Below are 17,125 nucleotides of genomic sequence, written 5' to 3'. Positions count from 1 at the left end.
AAGTCACGACCATGCTTCTTGATGTGCGCGATGTGCGGAAATCCTATGCCGGTGCGGCAGGCCCGGTGCCTGTCCTTCAGGGTATCAGCCTGACGCTCGGCGGTGGTGAGACGCTTGCCCTGACCGGCGAAAGCGGGAGCGGTAAAAGCACGCTTCTTCACCTGATCGGCGGGCTGGATGCTCCCGATGACGGCACGATCGAGGTCGATGGCACGGCGCTTGCCGGTCTGGGCGAGGCCGGGCGCGCCCGGTTCCGCCGCGAAACCGTTGGCATCGTGTTTCAGCAGTTCAACCTGATCCCGTCTCTGTCCGTGGCCGACAACATCGCCTTTCAGGCGCGCCTTGCCGGCCGTTACGATCCCGCCCGCGCCACCGAACTGGCCGAGGCGCTGGGCATTGCTGCGCAGCGTGACCAATATCCCGAGACGCTTTCGGGCGGACAGCAGCAGCGGGTCGCGATCGCGCGGGCGCTTGCCGCGCGGCCAAGGCTTCTTCTGGCCGATGAGCCGACGGGCAACCTTGATGAGGCAAGCGCCGGTGACGTGCTGGACCTGATGCTCGATCTCGTGACCGCGACCGGCGTGTCGTTGCTGGTGGTGACCCATTCCGATCAGGTGGCCGCGCGCATGGGCCGGCGGGTCCGCCTGAGCGGTGGCCGCATCTCGGAGGCAGCGGCGTGATCCCCACGATCCTGCGCGGCTTTGTCGGTCACTGGCGACGCAATCCCCTGCAATTGTTCACGGTTCTGGCAGGGCTCGCGCTGGCGACAGCGCTCTGGTCCGGGGTGCAGGCGATCAATGCCGAGGCGCGGGCCAGCTACGACGGGGCGGCGCGGACCCTGGATCAGGGCCTGTTCGACAGGCTTGACGATCCGTCGGGCGCTTCGATCCCATTCGACACCTTCGTGGCACTGCGCCGGGCGGGCTGGCTTGTCAGTCCGGTGATCGAGACCGAGGTCGCCGGGGTCACCGTTCTGGGGATCGATCCGCTGACAGCCCCCGCTGGGCTTGCTCCGGCGACCGGACCACAGGGCGACGCGCCGCAGGTCATTCCGCCCGAACGGGGCGTGGTCTGGGGCGCGGAGGCCACGGTCGGGGCGGTCGCGGCCGCGCTGGACCCGACGCCCGAGACGGTCATCCTGCCGGAGGCTGCCCCGGGAACCGTGTTGACGGATCTCCGCCTCGCGCAGCGCATCATGGGCCGGGGCGATGTTGTGGGCAGCCTGATACTCTTGCCCGATCAGCCGCTGGGCCGCCCGCCGCTTGACGAGGTGGCGCCGGGGCTGCGGCTGACACGTGCGGCGGGTGAAACGGATGTCGCGCAGCTGACCGACAGTTTCCATCTCAACCTCACGGCCTTTGGGTTTCTCAGCTTCGCGGTCGGGCTCTTCATCGTGAATGGCGCGATCGGGCTGACCTTCGAACAGCGGCGTGGGATGGTGCGCACCATGCGGGCGCTGGGCGTGCCGCTTGGCCGGCTTGTCGCGGCGCTTGCGGTGGAGCTGGTTCTGATCGCGCTGGTCGCCGGCGGGATCGGCGTGGCGCTTGGCTATCTGATCGCCGCAGCGCTCTTGCCCGATGTGGCCGCCACGCTGCGCGGCCTATATGGCGCCGAGGTGGGTGGCGCGGTGTCGTTGCGTCCCGAATGGTGGATCTCGGGCTTGGGCATCGCGCTGGCCGGTACGGCGGCGGCCTCTGGCGCGGCCCTGTGGCGGATCGCGCGGATGCCGATCCTCGCCTCGGCAAGACCGAGGGCCTGGTCGATGGCCTCGGGACGGGGGCTCAGGCTGCAATGGGCCGCGGGTCTGGCGCTTCTGGCAGGCGCGGGCGCGCTGGCCCTTTGGGGCGAGGGGCTGGCCGCCGGGTTCGGGCTTCTGGGGGCGATGCTGATCGGGGCGGCGCTGCTGCTGCCCGGCATCATCGATCTGGTTCTGGCGATCGGGCTGGGCCGGGCCGAACCGGGGCTTCGGCAATGGTTCTGGGCCGACACGCGGCAGCAGGTGCCGGGATTGTCGCTGGCACTGATGGCGCTCTTGCTGGCGATGGCGGCCAATGTGGGCGTCTCGACGATGGTGTCGTCGTTCCGGCTGACCTTCGTGGGCTTCCTCGACCAGCGGCTTGCGTCGGAGCTGTATGTCCGGACGGACAGCCCCGGACAGGCGGCGGCCTTCACCGATTTCGCCGAGGGCCGTGCCCGCGCGATCCTGCCCCTGATGTCGGTCGATGAGACCGTGGCTGGGCTGCCGTCCGAGGTCTATGGCGCCCGCGATGACGCGACCTATCGCGAGAATTGGGCCCTGCTGGCCGAAACCGGCGCGGCATGGGACGAACTGGGCCGTGGGGCGGGCGTGCTGGTCAATGAACAGCTGGCCCGACGGGCCGGGCTGGCGCTGGGCGACGCGGTCGATGTCGGGCCGGCACAAGGGCTGCCGATCCTCGGGGTCTATGGCGATTACGGCAATCCGATCGGTCAGGTGATCATGGGCGAGGCCCTTTTCCGCAGCCTCTGGCCCGAGGTGGAGCCGTTGAATTTCGGCATCCGCCTGCCGCCAGCAGAGGTGCCGGATTTCGTCGCCGAAGCGCGGGAGAGTCTCGATCTGCCCGAGCAGGCCTTTGTCGATCAGGCCTCGATCAAGGCCCTGTCCCTGAGCGTCTTTGACCGGACGTTCACCGTGACCGGTGCGCTGAATGTTCTGACGCTTGCCGTGGCGGGCTTTGCCATCCTGATGAGCCTTCTGACGCTGGCCGCCCTGCGCGTGCCGCAGCTGGCCCCGGTCTGGGCGCTTGGCGTGGGCCGCCGCGTGATCGGTCGGATCGAGCTGGCGCGCGCGGTCCTGCTCGCGGCACTCACGACGCTGGCCGCGCTTCCCTTGGGGCTTGCGCTGGCCTGGGCTCTTCTGGCGGTTGTCAATGTCGAGGCCTTCGGCTGGCGGTTGCCGATGTATCTGTTCCCGCTGGATTATCTCAGGCTGGGGGCGCTTGCGCTTCTGGCCTCTGTCCTTGCGGCCCTCTGGCCGGCACGGCGGCTGTCGCGGACCCCACCGGCCGAGCTGCTGAAGGTGTTCTCCAATGAACGTTAGGCTCCTCCTCTTCCTGATCCTGTGGCCCTTCGCGGCCGCGGCGCAGGGGTTTGGCGGGCTTGGCACCGATGCCGAGGGCTTCTCCGATCCTGAACCGGGCCGGGTCTTCAGCTTTCCAGCCGATCACGGCGCGCATCCCGACTACCGCATCGAATGGTGGTATCTGACGGCCAATCTCGACGCCCCCGATGGGAGCCAGTACGGCCTGCAATGGACGCTGTTCCGCTTTGCCCTCGCCCCCGACCTGCCGCTCGGGGATGAGCGTCAGATCTGGATGGGCCATGCTGCCGTCACCACGCCTCAGGCGCATCTGTCGACCGAACGCTTTGCCCGGGGCGGGACAGGTCAGGCCGGGGTGCAGGCCGCGCCGTTTTCAGCCTGGATCGACGATTGGGAGATGACGGGCCCGGACTTCGACCGGATGCGCCTGCGCGCCTCGGCCCCCGATTTCGCCTATGACATGACCCTTGTGGCCGAAGGTCCGCTGGTCTTTCACGGGCAGGATGGCTACTCGGTCAAGTCCGGCGACGGTCAGGCCTCCTACTACTATTCCCAGCCGTTTTTCCGCATCGAAGGGGAGCTTGTTCTGCCCGATGGCGAAGTCGCCCTTGAGGGCCACGCCTGGCTTGACCGGGAATGGTCGTCGCAGCCGCTGTCGGACGATCAGGACGGATGGGACTGGTTTTCGCTTGTCTTTGACGACGGCGCGCGTCTGATGGGGTTCCGGCTGCGCGGTGAGACCGATTTCACCGCCGCGTCCTGGATCGCGCCGGACGGCAGCCTGACGGCCTACCCCGATGGTGCCTTCGCGGTCGAGCCGTTGGAAGAAGTCCGTGTCGCGGGCCGGGACGTGCCGGTCGGCTGGCGCGTGACGCTTGAAGATCAGGGCGTCGACATTCGTGTCGATGCGGTGCGGCAGGATGCCTGGATGGACGTGACGGTGCCCTATTGGGAAGGGCCGGTCTCCTTCGAGGGGAGCCATTCGGGCCGGGGATATCTGGAGATGACAGGCTATGAGTGACGGACCCGCAGACCTTGGCGCCGCGCTGGATGCGGCCCGCACGACGCTTGCGCGCGCCGTGGCCGATCGCGGCCCGGGCGCGCGACACGTGACCTTTGCAACCCATAGCCCCGACGGCTGGCCCGAGGCACGGACAGTCGCTCTCCGCGCCGCGGATCTGGATGCGGGCCGGTTGACGATCCAGACCGATCTCGCGACGGAAAAGGTGGCCGCGCTTCGCGCGCTCCCAAGGGCCGAGGTCCATGTCTGGCACCCGGAGACGTGCCACCAGCTGCGCCTGCGCTGCGAGGCCGGGCTGCGCCATGGGGCGGCCGTCGGCGCGGCATGGTCGGCGATGCCAGCCTCCGCGCGCACGTCCTATGGCAAGGCGCCGCCCGCGGGCACGGCGATTGACGCCGCACTCGGCTATGAGGTGACGTCCGATCCCGACAGTTTCGTCGTGATCGACCTGCGCGTCATCCGGTTCGACTTTCTCTATCTGGGCGACGTTCACAAGCGTGCCATCTTCGAAGATCGCGGCGACTGGCAAGGCCACTGGATCAGCCCCTGAGACATGACGAAACTTTGCATGGTTCAGCCTGCCGTGGCGAGGTAGATCCGGGTCATGATGAAAGCTGACCTTCCGATGACACGCGACCTCGTCCTTGTGGGCGGGGGGCACACACATGCGCTGGTGCTGCGCAAATGGGGCATGAACCCGCTGGCGGGTGCGCGCCTGACGCTGATCGACCCGGCGCCGACGGCGGCCTATTCGGGCATGCTGCCGGGATTTGTCGCGGGCCACTACACCCGGGAGGAACTGGATATCGATCTGGTTCAGCTGGCCCGGTTTGCCGGGGCGCGGCTGATCATGGCGCGGGCGACTGGCCTTGACCTCGAGGCGAGGGCGATCACGGTCGAGGGGCGCCCGCCGGTCGCCTTCGACGTGGCCTCTTTCGATGTGGGCATCACCTCGGCCATGCCGGCATTGCCCGGTTTCGCCGAACATGGCGTTCCGGCCAAGCCGCTGACCCCGTTTGCCCACCGTTGGGATGCGTTCCGCGCCGCAGAGGGGCCCGCACGGGTCGCGGTGATCGGAGGCGGTGTCGCGGGGGCGGAACTGGCGATGGCGATGGCGCATGCCCTGAACCAGCGCGGCAGGCAGGCAGAGATTCATTTGATCGACAGATCCCGCGCCTTGACCGAGGCGACCGTCACGGGACGGCGCATCCTGGTCGATGCGCTCGTGCGTCTGGGCGTCACGGTGATCGAGGATGCGTCCGTCGCCGAGGTTCGGGCAGATGCAGTCGTGCTGGAGGACGGGCGGCGCATTGCGTCGGACTTCACGGTCGGGGCAGCGGGGGCGCGGCCGCATGACTGGCAGACGAAACTGGCGCTGGGTCTTGAGGGGGGCTTCATCTCGGTCGGGCCGACCCTGCAATCCAGCGATCCGGCGGTCTTTGCCGTGGGCGATTGTGCCCACCTGTCCCATGCGCCGCGGCCCAAGGCCGGCGTCTACGCGGTGCGGCAGGCACCGATCCTGCTGGAAAACCTCGAGGCCTCGCTGGCCGGCGGGGTCATGCGGCCCTATCGGCCGCAATCGGATTACCTCAAGCTGGTGTCCCTTGGCGACAAGACGGCGATGGCTGAAAAGTGGGGCCGCGGCTATTCCGGGGCGACCCTCTGGCGGTTGAAGGATCGGATCGACCGCAAGTTCATGAACAAGTTCAGGGATTTGCCGGTCATGGGGCAACCCGATTTGCCCTCGCTTTACGCCGAGGGGATGGCCGAGGCGCTGGGCCCCAAGCCGATGTGCGGCGGCTGCGGTGCGAAGGTCGGTCGCGGCGCGCTCACCGAGGTGCTGGCGCGGTCCCGGGGCGCGACGCGGCCCGATGTCGAAAGCGTCGCGGGCGACGATGCCGCGATCCTGAAATTTGCGGACGCGCGGCAGGTCATCAGCACGGATCATCTGCGCGCGCTGACGTTCGATCCCTATGTCATGGCCCGGATCGCGGCGCTTCATGCGCTGGGCGATGTCTGGGCCATGGGTGCCAGTCCGCAGGCCGCCACGGCAAGCGTGATCCTGCCGCGCCTGTCGGATGGTCTTCAGCGGCGGACGCTGGCCGAGATCATGGATGGCGCGGGTGAGGTCATGGCAGAGGCCGGTGCCGCGATCGTGGGCGGGCATTCCTCGGTCGGTTCTGAGCTGACGATCGGGTTTACGGTGACGGGCCTGTGCGAGGCGCCTCCGATCACGCTTGAGGGTGCCCGGCCCGGTGACGTTCTGATCCTGACCAAGCCCTTGGGATCGGGGGTGATCTTCGCCGCCGAGATGGCCTCGGCCGCGCCGGGCGGGGTCGTGGCGGCCTGCCTCGCACATATGCAGCAGCCTCAGGGGGCGGCCAGTCGGTGTCTCGCCGGTGCCTCGGCGATGACCGATGTGACGGGCTTTGGCCTTGCGGGCCACCTGTCCGGGATATGTGCAGCCTCGGGCGTCGCGGCCGAAGTCGTCCTTGCCGATGTGCCGCTGATGGATGGGGCGCTTGCCCTGTCGGAGGCCGGTCAATCCAGCAGCCTTCTGCCCGCCAACCGGCAGGGCGCGGGCGTCATCATCGGGGCCGACGGCCCGCGTGGGGATCTGATGTTCGATCCTCAGACGGCAGGCGGACTGCTTGCAGCGATCCCCGAGGCGCGGGCCGACGAGGTGATTCGCCAATTGCTGGCCGAGGGCTATCCTGCCGCGCGGATCGGTCGGATCGTCGAAGGGCCGCCTGCCGTCACATTCCTTTGAGAAGGCTCTGGATCTGGGCGCAAAGCGCCATTTGCCCCGCCTGATCAAGCGTGCCCGAGCGTAGTGTCGCCATCACCTCGGGCGCCTTTTCGGCGCGCGATTTGGCATAGGTCGGATCGTAATGCTCTTCCATCAGCGCGGTGACGAGTCCGATCCTGTCGCCGCCGCGCAGGAGCGTGGCCCAGCGATCAACCGCGGCATGGCTGCGAAACTGGCGCAAAGGCTGAAGCTTCTCGATGAAACCTTCAGTATCATCAAGCTGCTCGGCATAATCCTGTGCGAGATGCGCCGCGCGGGCCGTCATCGGGGCCGAAACCTCGATCCGTGGCGCGGCGATCATCGCCGACCACAGCGCGGGCGGCAGATTGATGCGGCCGATCTTGCTGCTTTCGGCCTCGACCAGCACGGGGCGCGCGGGATCGAGCGCTGCGATCCGGGCGGCAAGGGCCGTCTCGAAGCCTTTCTGCGCGGGCTGCGGGTCCGACATGCCCCCCAGCAAAGAGCCCCGGTGAACGGCCAGCCCCTCAAGGTCGAGGACCTGTTCGCCCATGTCGCGCAGTTTCTTGAGGATCTCGGTCTTGGCCGTTCCGGTATTGCCGTCCAGCAGGACGATCCGGTGCGGCAACGTCTCTCCGTAGAGCAGATCGTGGACGAGCCGCCGAAAACTGCGGTAGCCGCCCTCGACCGTCTCGGCGCGCCAGCCCACCTCGCGCAGGAAGGAGCCGAAGAACCCCGAGCGTTGCCCGCCGCGCCAGCAATAGACCAGCGGCCGCCATGATCCGTCGTGATGGGAAAGGCTGTCGCGCAGGTGGCGCGCGGTGTTCTGGGCGACCAGCGCTCCGCCGATCTTGCGCGCATCGAACGGGCTGATCTGTTTGTAGATCGTGCCGACCTCGGCCCGCTCCTCGTTCGACAGGACGGGCAGGTTGATCGCACCGGGCACGTGATCCTCAGCGTATTCGGCCGGGGAGCGGACGTCGATCAGGCAGTCGAAGCCGTGCTGGAGGAACGCGTCGAGCGAGGGGAATGAAATGGCCATGGCGCGGGATCTAGACCGAGCGCTTCCGGTTCGAAAGCCCCAACTGGCGGCTTGGCGAAAAGAGGACTATCTCTGACCCATGCGCGCAAGTGATCTTGTCCTCACCCCGACCCATCTGCGGTTCATGGGCCGCCGGTTTCCCTGCTCGATCGGGCGTGGGGGGCTGACGGACGCCAAGCGCGAGGGCGATGGCGCGACGCCGCGCGGCGTGCATGATCTCGTGGGATGCCTCTACCGGCCCGACAGGATGGCGCGGCCCAACGACTGGGCGGTGCCGATCCGGCCCGGCGACCTGTGGTCCGACGATCCGGGGCACGAGGATTATAACCTCATGGTGCGGGTGCCCTATCCCCATTCGCACGAGACGCTGCGCCGCGCCGATCGGATGTACGATCTGATCCTGATCACCGACTGGAACTGGCCGCGCGCGCGGCGTGGCGCGGGATCGGCGATCTTTCTGCATCAATGGCGCAGGCCGGGCTATCCCACCGCGGGCTGTATCGCATTCTCGCGCGACGACCTGCGCTGGATCGCGGCTAACATCCGCATCGGATCGCGCGTGATCGTGTGACCGGCCTCAGCCGTCGCCCAGTGCGCGCGAGGCGACCAGTTCCCCTTCGGCAAGGCCTGCCGGCGGATAGAGAACAAGCACTTCCCCGCCGTCCAGACCTTCGGTTATCTCGACATGGATGCCGTTGTTGCGCCCGATCGTGACGGGCGTCATGCGCGCCGTGCCCGCCTCGTCGACCCGAAAGACGGCCCAGCCATCGCCGTCGCGGAACAGCGCGGCACTTGGCGCGCGCAGGACATCATCCTCCGACCAGACGATGATTCGCGCCTCGACCCGGTAGCCATGGCCAAGGCTTGGCCTGTCTTCGACAGGGCTTTCGAACCGGATGGTGACGCCAACCCGCTGTTCCTCGACACCCAGGGCCGAGACCTTGGTGGTGCCGAAGGGCGCGATGCGGTCAACGGTGCCCAGTAGCGTGAGATCCCCGCCCCAATCGACGATCTCGACCGGGTCGCCAACCTCGACCCGCACGGCGTCTGACGAAATCAGGTCGACCACCACGCGCAGACCCGTCTCGATATCGCCGATCTCGAGGATCGGGGTGCCGGCGGGCAGAACGCCCTCGCTCTCCTGCAGGATGCGCAGGATGCGGCCATTGACCGGCGCGTGAAGCGGGGTCTCGTCTCCGAAGCCTTCGTTGATCGCCTGCGCAAGCGCCAGATCGTCAAAACCGATCAGCTGGGCGCGGGCATTGGCCAGTTCCGCCTCGCGGATCGCGATCGCGGCCTCGGCTGTCTGGAGCGCGGCGGCGGAGGCGCGGGCATTGGTCTGGGCTCGGTCGAGCGCGGCCTGGCTTGCCGTGCCGGTCGAGGCCAGCTGGCGGACCCGGTCGAGATCGATGATCGCAAGCTCGTTGGCGGCCTCGGCAGAGGCCTTGTCGGCCTGGGCCAGGCGCAGCGCGGCCTGCGCCGCGTCGACAGCGGTGCGGGCCTGTTCGCGGGTCCGCACGTCAAGCGCGGCCGGATTCGAGGGGCGCATATTCGCCACGACGGTCTCACGAGCGATGACGGGTTCTCCGGCCTCGACGGCCACCCGTTCGAGGAAGCCCGAGACCGGGGTCGAGACGACGTAGATATCCTCGACCTGGGTGCGACCTTCTTCGTCGATCGTCACCCGCATCGGCCCCCGCGTCACCTCGCCGAAATCGACAAGGATCGGCTGCGGCCAGAAGGCCGCGACGAGGGCCGCACCAAGGATCAGGGCGGCAATCGCGGTCAGTATCAGGCGAGACCGTTTCCGTGCTCGAGCCATGATTTACTCCCTTGTCTTCAATGCGGTCACAAGTTCGGAACGATCAAGATCGCGTTTGACGATCAGACCGGAAAAGATCGCGGCACCCACGACGACAAGCGCCGCGTTGCCGAAGGCCGATGGCGCGATGGTCACCGGCAACGAATAGATGTCGTTGGAATAGGCCGTGGCGATCAGGCGCGACAGGCCGATTGCAATCGCGGCACCCACGGGGATTGCGGCCAGCGTGACGACGGCCACCTCGCCCAGCAGCACAAACGCCACCTCGCCCCGGGTAAAGCCGATGACGCGCAGCGAGGCCAGATCCCGCGCGCGTTCGGCATAGGCGATGCGGGCTGCGTTGTAGACGATGCCGAAGGTGATGATGAAGGCGAGCGTGCCCATGACATAGCGGGTCGATCCGGCCCCTTCGTCCATCAGCCTCTCAAACGCGGCAAGCGCCTCGGATTTCAGGCTGACCCCCGCGACCCCCGGCAGGTTCTTGAGCCATTCGGTCACGTCGTCCTGTTGTGCCTCGTCGATCCGCAGATAGGCGCCCGTGATCCGGCCCGGCTCGCGCAGCGCGCGGTTCAGCGCGTCGAGTTCCAGATAGGCGGGCGCGCCGAGAAAGCTTTCGGCGACCTGCACCACGGGCAGCTCCAGCACCGGTTGCCGTCCGTCCCGGACATCGACGGCCAGCGTGTCGCCCGGCTCGATCCGCAGGATCCGGGCAAGCGTCGAGGACAGGATCACCCCGTCGCTGCGCATCACGATCGGGTCGTGGTTTGCGTCAATGGCGCGGTTCATCCGCGCCTCGGTGCTGAGCCCGGTCAACGCACCCTGGTATTCGTGCCGTCCGTTGCGCAGAACCGCCGGGACATGGCGCACCGGCTCTGCCCGGATGATCCCGTCATGCGACATGAGAGAGAAGATCGCACTTTCGCTGACAGGCCCCGCGAAACTGACCGAAAGGTCGGAACGGTCGACCACATTGAACGTCAGATCGAGGGTTTCGTCAAAGGCCGCATAGGTCGACAGCATCGCCGCAGACAGCCCCATGCCGCAGGCCACGCCGATCATTGCGCCGGCCATGCGGATCGGCTGTCGCGTGATCCGGCGCAGAACCATGCGGCTGGGTTGATCGAGCCATGACGCGATCTGACGTCCGACCCGTCCCGTCCGGCTGTAATCGGCGGGCGCGGGCGGGCGCATCGCCACGGCCGGTGTCAGTTCGAAGACCTTGCGCAGAACGAAGATGCCGCCTGCCGAGGCCGCGAGCACGCTGACCGAGACACCGATCGCGAAAGAGGCCGGATCCAGCCGGAAGACGAGGAAGGGAAATTTGAAGAATTGCAGGTAGATGCCGACCATCAGCCGGCCCATCCCGATCCCCAGAAGGCAGCCCGCAAGTGCGCCGCCCAGGGCGATCACAAGGATCAGGTTGAAGTAATGCGCGCCGACCTCGAAGTTGGTATAGCCGAATGCCTTGAGAAGGCCGATCTCTTCGCGTTCGGATTGCACGATCCGGCTGACCACGATGTTGAGCAGAAAGGCTGCCACCGCAAGGAACAGCGGCGGCACCGTCGAAGAGGCATCGCGCAATCCCGAGATCTCCTGCTCCACGAAATTGTGGCTGAACTGATCGGCCAGCGGATAGGCGCCCCGCCCGCCATAGGGTGCGAGGATCCGGTCGACCGCGTCGATGATCCGGTTTTCATTGGCATCCCGGCTCATCCTCAGGACGGCCTCGTTGAAGGCGCCGTCCATGTCGAAAAGCGCGGTCATCCCGGAATGGCCCATCCAGATCACGCCAAAGCGGCTGTCGTCGGGCACAAGCTCGCCGGGGGCGGCCGTGTAGAGGAATTCAGGCGACTGGGCGAGGCCCACGATATTCAGAGCCCGTCGGGTTCCGTTCAGCGTGGCGCGCAGCGTGTCGCCGGGTTCAAGGTCATGGGCCTTTGCGAACCCGTCGAGAAGCAGGATCTCGGACGGTTTGAGCGGGTCGGGCATGCGACCCGCCGCAAGATAGATCGCGTTGAGCCGCGGATCGCCCCGTTCAGGCAGCGAGACGGCCTGCGCCTGCACCGGGGCGGGTTTGTCCTCCAGATCGACCAGGGCCGCGCCGATGATCCGACCCTCGGCCTGCGCCACGCCGGGGATCGCGGCGAGGGTATCGACCAGGTGCCCCGGCGCGCGGGTCACGGGGGCAAAGATCTCTGCCATGCGGTAACGGTCGTAATAGGCCGCCCGCGTGCCGTCGAGCGTCGTCACGAGACCCGACATCATGACCTGAAGCATCACGCCCATCGCGATCACGAGGCCAATGGCGATCGCCTGTCCCTTCATGCGCCACAGGTCGCGCAGGAGTTTGTGGTTCAGCGGGCTCACCAGTGGATCTCTTCGGCGGTCTTGCGGGTCGTGTTGGTGACCACGTCGCGGATTCGGCCATCCGCGAAATGGATGACGCGGTGGGCGAGTTCGGCGGTTGCCGCGGCATGGGTCACGATCATCAGCGTGGTGCCGAGGGTTTCGTTCACATCCGTCAGAACCTTCAGAACGGCGCGCCCCGTCGTGCTGTCGAGCGCGCCTGTCGGTTCATCGCAGAACAGGACGGCGGGCTGTTTGGCAACGGCGCGGGCGATGGCCACGCGCTGCTGTTCACCGCCCGACATCTGGGCGGGAAAATGGTCGACCCGTTCCGACAGGCCCACAAGGCGCAAGGCCTCTTCGGGGGCCATCGGATCGCGGGCGATCTCGGTGACCAGTTCGACATTCTCGTGGGCCGTCAGGCTGGGCATGAGGTTGTAGAACTGAAAGACGAAACCGACGTGATCGCGCCGATAACGGGTCAGCTGGCGGTCGGTCATCGCGGTCAGTTCCTGATCGCGGTAGAAGGCCTGCCCATCCGTTGGCCGGTCGAGACCGCCGAGGATGTTCAGAAGGGTCGATTTGCCCGATCCGCTCGGGCCCAGCAGAACAACGATCTCGCCCGCCGGCACCTCCAGATCGACTCCCCGCAGGGCGTGGACGGTGGCTGCGCCTTCGCCATAGGTCTTGGTCAGTGCCTTTGTCCGAAAGGCTGTTTCGGCCATGTTGCGTCCCCTTTGAAGGGTGACTTTGGCCATTTGCGGGGGCCCCGTCCCTGATCCAAATCAAGATAGGGTTCGCACGTATCAGGCAGGTATCGTGGTGGCCGTCAGGATCGGGGTTGGCCCCGTCTCGTGCCTGCCTGGCGGGGCGCGGGTCTTTGTCAGCGATGCGCCGAAGATCGCACGGTCGATCCGTCCTTGGCGCCCCAGATTTCTGCGCCGGAACGCGCCCGGATCACAGCGGCCGGGAGCCGCTGATCCGGGAATGCACCATGGCGTTCAGCGACGAGATCCGATCGGGCAGGGGCGCATCGGCATAGGCCGCCCGACCAAGCGATCCGGCGGCATCGGCGAGGGCGTTGTCGCCGGCACTTGCTGCAACGCCCGACAGGAATTGCGAGACATAGGCGATGTCTTCCTCGCTGCGGGCCTGGCGCAGGGTTTCGGCGGCATGATGAAGATCGTCGCGATAGGCGACCGGGTCGGGATCGACCGAGATGTCGATGATCGCCCGTGGGCCGACCGGGCGACGTTCGGGCGGAAGATGGGGCAGGATCGCGGCCTGGAAATCCGCGATCCGCGACAGGGGTTTGAGGATGAAGGCCGAAGCACCGGCGCGGATTGCCTGATCCTCCATCGTGGCATCGCCGCTGATCGCGATGATCGTTCCGGCCAGATTGGGGGTCGCGGCAATCTCGGCGATCAACTCTGCGCCCGAACCGTCGGGCAGGGTCATGTCAATGAGCGCGACGGTCGGACGATAGACCCGCAGATGCCGCCGCGCGGTCTCAAGCGATGCGGCACGGCGTATCCGTGCCCCCGACCGCAGGCACATCAGCCTGACGCTTTCGGCCGTCAGACGGCTATCCTCGACCAGCAGAAAGGTCGTGCCAAGGAGGGGGCGTGACCTGGTAGGTGCCGGAGGCGTCATCATCTGGTCCAGTCGATCCATCTCAGTCTCCCGAAGCAAGCGGCTCTGCCCTGAAGTCTTCGCCGGTCATGATGAAGAACGTGTTAATGCCCGCGACGCTTCGCCTCGCAGGGGGGCGTTGAGTTGGCCCCGGCAACGCGACATAAGCGTCGGGCAAGACCAATCCGGAGGGTTCATAATGATCGGACGCCTGAACCACGTCGCCATTGCCGTTCCCGACCTCGAGGCGGCCGCGGCCCAATACCGCGACACGCTGGGCGCCGAGGTGGGCCCGCCGCAGGACGAACCCGATCACGGTGTGACGGTTGTGTTCATCGAGTTGCCCAATACCAAGGTCGAACTGCTGTATCCGCTGGGCGAGAATTCCCCGATAGCCGGGTTTCTTGAGAAAAATCCCTCGGGCGGCATCCATCACATGTGCTATGAGGTCGAGGATATCCTGGCCGCGCGCAACCGGCTGACGGATCAGGGCGCCCGTGTCCTTGGCTCCGGAGAGCCGAAGATCGGCGCTCATGGCAAGCCGGTCCTGTTCCTGCATCCGAAGGATTTCAACGGCTGCCTCATCGAACTCGAACAGGTCTGAGGGCGCATAATGGGAATCACGTCAGCCATCGTCCTGTTTGCCGTCATCTGGTTCATGGTCCTGTTCATCGTCCTGCCTCTCAACTTGACGACGCAGGGCGACGAGGGAGAGGTCGTGCCCGGCACGCACAAATCGGCGCCGACGAATCTGCGCATGGGTCACAAGGTCAAGATCATCACGATCTGGACGGTTGTCCTGTGGGTCATCATCGCGGGCACGATCATGTCGGGCCTGATCAGCGTGCGCGACATCGACTGGTTCAACCGGATGGCGACGCCCGAGGTCTCGCTCGATAAGTGATCGTCAGGCCGAGAGCCGATGATAGAGATGCGTGAACGTCGCGGCCCCCAAGACGGGGACGAGCAGATTCACCAGCGGGATCGCAAGCGGCAGAGCCATCAGGCAGCCGGCCACCCAGATCGTGCCCCGATGCGCGCGGCGCATCTCCTTGGCGCGCTGCCGGCCCTCGCGGCGCATGGCCGCGATCTGGAAATATTCCTGCCCGAGAAGGAACCCGTTCAACGCGAAAAAGATGAACAGCGACAGGAACGGGAACAGGACATAGACAAAGATCGCCAGCACGTTGGCCCCGATCAGGATGCCGAGGAAATTCACCGTGTCGCGCAAGGCATCGCCCCAGCCGATACGGGGCGGGACGGGCAGGTGGGGATAATGCTCGTCCTCGACCGCCTGCGCCACATCGTCAAGGAACAGTGACGTGATCGCCGAGGCGACGGGGATCATCAGGAACATCGACAGAAACAGCATCAGGAACAGCGATCCCCAGCTGAGCAGATCGCCGAGCCACGTGACCGGCCCGATGCCCGGTATCTCGAGGCTGCCGGGATCAAGCATGTCGACGAGCCACAGAAGGGTCGCATAGCAGCCGAACAGAAGCGCGATCGACAGCGCGATGCCAAGCCACAGGACCCGCCTGAACCGCTGATCCGATAGCTGCATCACGGCTTTCAGGAAGTCCGAAAAGATCATCACTCGGCTAGCCAGGTGGTGATCTCATCAAGATTGGGGCGCGGGCGTTCTGGCGGATCACGCGTCTCGGTTCCGATATGGATGAAACCTGCAACCGATTCGTGCGACTCGAGCCCCAGCCCGTCATGGACGAAATCACGGTCGTGGCTGGCCCACGAACTCAGCCAGTTGGCGCCCCAGCCCGAGGCCAGAGCGGCATTCAGCAGTGCGAGGCACACGGCGCCCGCGGAGTAGATTTGTTCGATCTGGGGGATCTTTTCGCTTGGTTTGAGAGACGAGATCACGGCGACGGCCAGATCGGCATCTGCGAACTGATCGCGGGCCTTGGTGATCCGGTCCATGTCCATTTCCATGGCTTCGCCGCGGGTTACCACCAGCCGGGACAGCCGCTCGAGCGCGGCCTTTTCCAGAACGATGAACCGCCACGGTTCCAGCTTGCCGTGATCAGGCGTCCGGGCGGCAGCGGTCAAGATCGGGATCAGGGCCGCCCTGTCGGGTACCGGGGTCGTCAACGTCTTGGCCGGGCGGGACCGGCGGGTCAGAAGGAAATCCATCGCTGACGGGTTCGGGGTGGGCATTGCGTCTCCAATTGTTTTGCTGATCACATAATGTCGAAATCGACCGGATGCCATGGCTCACGTGGCCCGGCGACAGTCTCGGGGCAGGATCAGGTCTTGTCTGTGTCTCCCCCGGCGCGGCGATAGATGCCCTCTGGCAGGTTCAGGGCCGCCGCAAGATCGCGCGCCTGAGCGAGCGACAAGGTCAGGGTCACGACCTCATCCCGGCGGGCATCGTATTGCTCGACCGTGACGCAATCTTCGAAAAGATTGACGGTCACGTCCTCTTTCAGGGGGGCGTCGCCTTCGTCGAGAAGGGTGATCACGGTGGCGTCGAAATCGTGCTCTATGCTGAACATGGGCAAAGAGTGGGGCGCGGCTCGAAAAATGGCAAGAGTGGCTGGGCGCAAACCTGCCCGATCACCGGATTGCGACTGGCGAGAGAGGGGGCGAGCGCCTAGATTGCCGGGTGGATCGTTCTTCGGGGTTTGTCGACCATGGCTTTTCTAGCGCGCGCTTTCCTGGTGGCCGGCCTCGTCGGACTGGCAGGCTGTGCCGCGCCGCCGGTTACCGATGTTTCGCCGAGCCTCGATCCCACGGGGGCTCCGACCGAAGTCTCGACGACGCGGCAATCCGAAGTCTCGGTCGATCAGCAGGCGATCCGCCGTGCCGCCCGCACCTTCATCGAGGTGATCGACACGGTCGAGCCGGTCGCCGAGCAGGAATGCCGGGCGCGGGCGCCCCGATTGGATTGCGATTTCCTAATCGTGGTGGACGACAACCCGCTGTCCCCGCCGAATGCGTTCCAGACGCTTGATGAAAACGGACGGCCGATCATCGCCTTCACCCTGTCGCTGATCGCGGATGCCCGAAATGCCGACGAGATGGCTTTCATCATGGCCCATGAGGCCGCCCACCACATCGCCGGCCATCTTGAACAGCAGCGCCGCAACGCCATGCTGGGTGCGGCCGTCTTTGGCCAGCTGGCCGGTGTCGTGGGCGGCGGCGGCAATGAACAGGTGATCCGGACCGCGCAGCAGATCGGCGCCGAGGTCGGCGCCCGGACCTATAGCAAGGAATTCGAGCTTGAGGCCGATGCCCTTGGCACCGTGATCGCGGCGCGGGCGGGTTATGATCCGGTGCGCGGGGCGGAATTCTTTTTCCGGATCCCCGATCCGGGCGACCAGTTCCTGGGCACCCACCCGCCCAATGCCGAACGGGTTGCCATCGTGCTGCGCACGGCGGCCGGTCTCGGGCTTTAGGCC

Annotated in this window: 17 protein-coding genes; 9 read left to right on the top strand and 8 right to left on the bottom strand. The window is 66.4% G+C overall.

Annotated elements, in window-relative coordinates:
- The first annotated feature begins 11 nt into the window (after positions 1–11).
- The 5 genes from EP376_RS06710 to selD are packed head-to-tail and all read left to right on the top strand — an operon-like array spanning position 12 to position 6,870.
- Positions 12–680 carry an ABC transporter ATP-binding protein gene (locus EP376_RS06710; protein ID WP_127654803.1) on the top strand — a complete coding sequence of 223 codons (669 nt, stop codon included), beginning with the start codon at positions 12–14 and terminating at the stop codon, positions 678–680.
- Positions 677–3,079 carry an ABC transporter permease gene (locus EP376_RS06705; protein WP_127654802.1) on the top strand — a complete coding sequence of 801 codons (2,403 nt, stop codon included), beginning with the start codon at positions 677–679 and terminating at the stop codon, positions 3,077–3,079. Before EP376_RS06710 ends, EP376_RS06705 begins: the two co-directional genes overlap by 4 nt.
- Positions 3,069–4,100, top strand: coding sequence for a lipocalin-like domain-containing protein (locus tag EP376_RS06700; protein ID WP_127654801.1), 1,032 nt, complete (start codon positions 3,069–3,071; stop codon positions 4,098–4,100). Before EP376_RS06705 ends, EP376_RS06700 begins: the two co-directional genes overlap by 11 nt.
- Positions 4,093–4,650, top strand: coding sequence for a pyridoxamine 5'-phosphate oxidase family protein (locus EP376_RS06695; protein WP_127654800.1), 558 nt, complete (start codon positions 4,093–4,095; stop codon positions 4,648–4,650). Before EP376_RS06700 ends, EP376_RS06695 begins: the two co-directional genes overlap by 8 nt.
- Positions 4,651–4,704: 54 nt before the next feature.
- Complete coding sequence (gene selD / locus EP376_RS06690; protein ID WP_127654799.1) at positions 4,705–6,870, top strand: selenide, water dikinase SelD; 2,166 nt, start codon at positions 4,705–4,707, stop codon at positions 6,868–6,870.
- On the opposite strand, the gene mnmH is transcribed toward selD, so the two are convergent.
- Positions 6,857–7,909 carry a tRNA 2-selenouridine(34) synthase MnmH gene (gene mnmH / locus EP376_RS06685; RefSeq protein WP_127654798.1) on the bottom strand — a complete coding sequence of 351 codons (1,053 nt, stop codon included), beginning with the start codon at positions 7,907–7,909 and terminating at the stop codon, positions 6,857–6,859. The two genes, selD and mnmH, sit on opposite strands and share 14 nt — an antisense overlap.
- A 79-nt stretch (positions 7,910–7,988) precedes the next feature.
- On the opposite strand from mnmH, the gene EP376_RS06680 reads away from it, so the two are divergent.
- Positions 7,989–8,480: a L,D-transpeptidase family protein gene (locus tag EP376_RS06680; RefSeq protein ID WP_127654797.1), complete on the top strand. Its 492-nt coding sequence runs from the start codon at positions 7,989–7,991 to the stop codon at positions 8,478–8,480.
- 6 nt (positions 8,481–8,486) lie between these two features.
- Here the strand turns inward: EP376_RS06680 and EP376_RS06675 are convergent, their stop codons facing one another.
- The 4 genes from EP376_RS06675 to EP376_RS06660 all read right to left on the bottom strand — a co-directional run bounded on the left by EP376_RS06675 (position 8,487) and on the right by EP376_RS06660 (position 13,751).
- The gene (locus EP376_RS06675) at positions 8,487–9,731 is read right to left on the bottom strand and encodes an efflux RND transporter periplasmic adaptor subunit (RefSeq protein ID WP_127654796.1); all 1,245 of its coding nucleotides are present in this window, start codon (positions 9,729–9,731) and stop codon (positions 8,487–8,489) included.
- 3 nt (positions 9,732–9,734) lie between these two features.
- Positions 9,735–12,098, bottom strand: a complete 2,364-nt coding sequence (locus EP376_RS06670) for an ABC transporter permease (RefSeq protein ID WP_240652440.1) — start codon at positions 12,096–12,098, stop codon at positions 9,735–9,737.
- A complete protein-coding gene (locus tag EP376_RS06665) occupies positions 12,095–12,802 on the bottom strand; it encodes an ABC transporter ATP-binding protein (RefSeq protein ID WP_127654794.1) in 708 nt (235 codons plus the stop codon). The genes EP376_RS06670 and EP376_RS06665 overlap by 4 nt, the downstream gene beginning before the upstream one ends.
- 232 nt (positions 12,803–13,034) lie before the next feature.
- On the bottom strand, positions 13,035–13,751 hold the full coding sequence (locus tag EP376_RS06660) for a response regulator (RefSeq protein WP_127654793.1): 717 nt from the start codon (positions 13,749–13,751) through the stop codon (positions 13,035–13,037).
- Between the two features lie 157 nt (positions 13,752–13,908).
- Between EP376_RS06660 and mce the strand changes: the two genes are divergently transcribed.
- The gene (gene mce / locus EP376_RS06655) at positions 13,909–14,313 is read left to right on the top strand and encodes a methylmalonyl-CoA epimerase (protein WP_127654792.1); all 405 of its coding nucleotides are present in this window, start codon (positions 13,909–13,911) and stop codon (positions 14,311–14,313) included.
- Positions 14,314–14,322: 9 nt separating this feature from the next.
- On the top strand, positions 14,323–14,613 hold the full coding sequence (locus EP376_RS06650) for a DUF1467 family protein (RefSeq protein WP_127654791.1): 291 nt from the start codon (positions 14,323–14,325) through the stop codon (positions 14,611–14,613).
- A 3-nt stretch (positions 14,614–14,616) separates the two neighbouring features.
- On the opposite strand, the gene EP376_RS06645 is transcribed toward EP376_RS06650, so the two are convergent.
- The 3 genes from EP376_RS06645 to EP376_RS06635 all read right to left on the bottom strand — a co-directional run bounded on the left by EP376_RS06645 (position 14,617) and on the right by EP376_RS06635 (position 16,219).
- The gene (locus EP376_RS06645) at positions 14,617–15,303 is read right to left on the bottom strand and encodes an EI24 domain-containing protein (protein ID WP_127655875.1); all 687 of its coding nucleotides are present in this window, start codon (positions 15,301–15,303) and stop codon (positions 14,617–14,619) included.
- Positions 15,303–15,881, bottom strand: a complete 579-nt coding sequence (locus EP376_RS06640; RefSeq protein WP_127654790.1) for a nitroreductase family protein — start codon at positions 15,879–15,881, stop codon at positions 15,303–15,305. The genes EP376_RS06645 and EP376_RS06640 overlap by 1 nt, the downstream gene beginning before the upstream one ends.
- Positions 15,882–15,970: 89 nt before the next feature.
- Entirely contained in the window at positions 15,971–16,219 is a 249-nt protein-coding gene (locus tag EP376_RS06635; protein ID WP_127654789.1) for a hypothetical protein, read from the bottom strand.
- A 138-nt stretch (positions 16,220–16,357) separates the two neighbouring features.
- Here EP376_RS06635 and EP376_RS06630 point away from each other — a divergent pair, with 138 nt between their 5' ends.
- A complete protein-coding gene (locus tag EP376_RS06630) occupies positions 16,358–17,122 on the top strand; it encodes a M48 family metallopeptidase (RefSeq protein WP_127654788.1) in 765 nt (254 codons plus the stop codon).
- Positions 17,123–17,125 lie beyond the last annotated feature (3 nt).

This window comes from Alexandriicola marinus (genome assembly GCF_004000435.1).
Classification (GTDB): domain Bacteria; phylum Pseudomonadota; class Alphaproteobacteria; order Rhodobacterales; family Rhodobacteraceae; genus Alexandriicola; species Alexandriicola marinus.
Note: the sequence above shows the minus strand (reverse complement) of the source record. Positions and strands in the feature narration are given on the sequence as shown.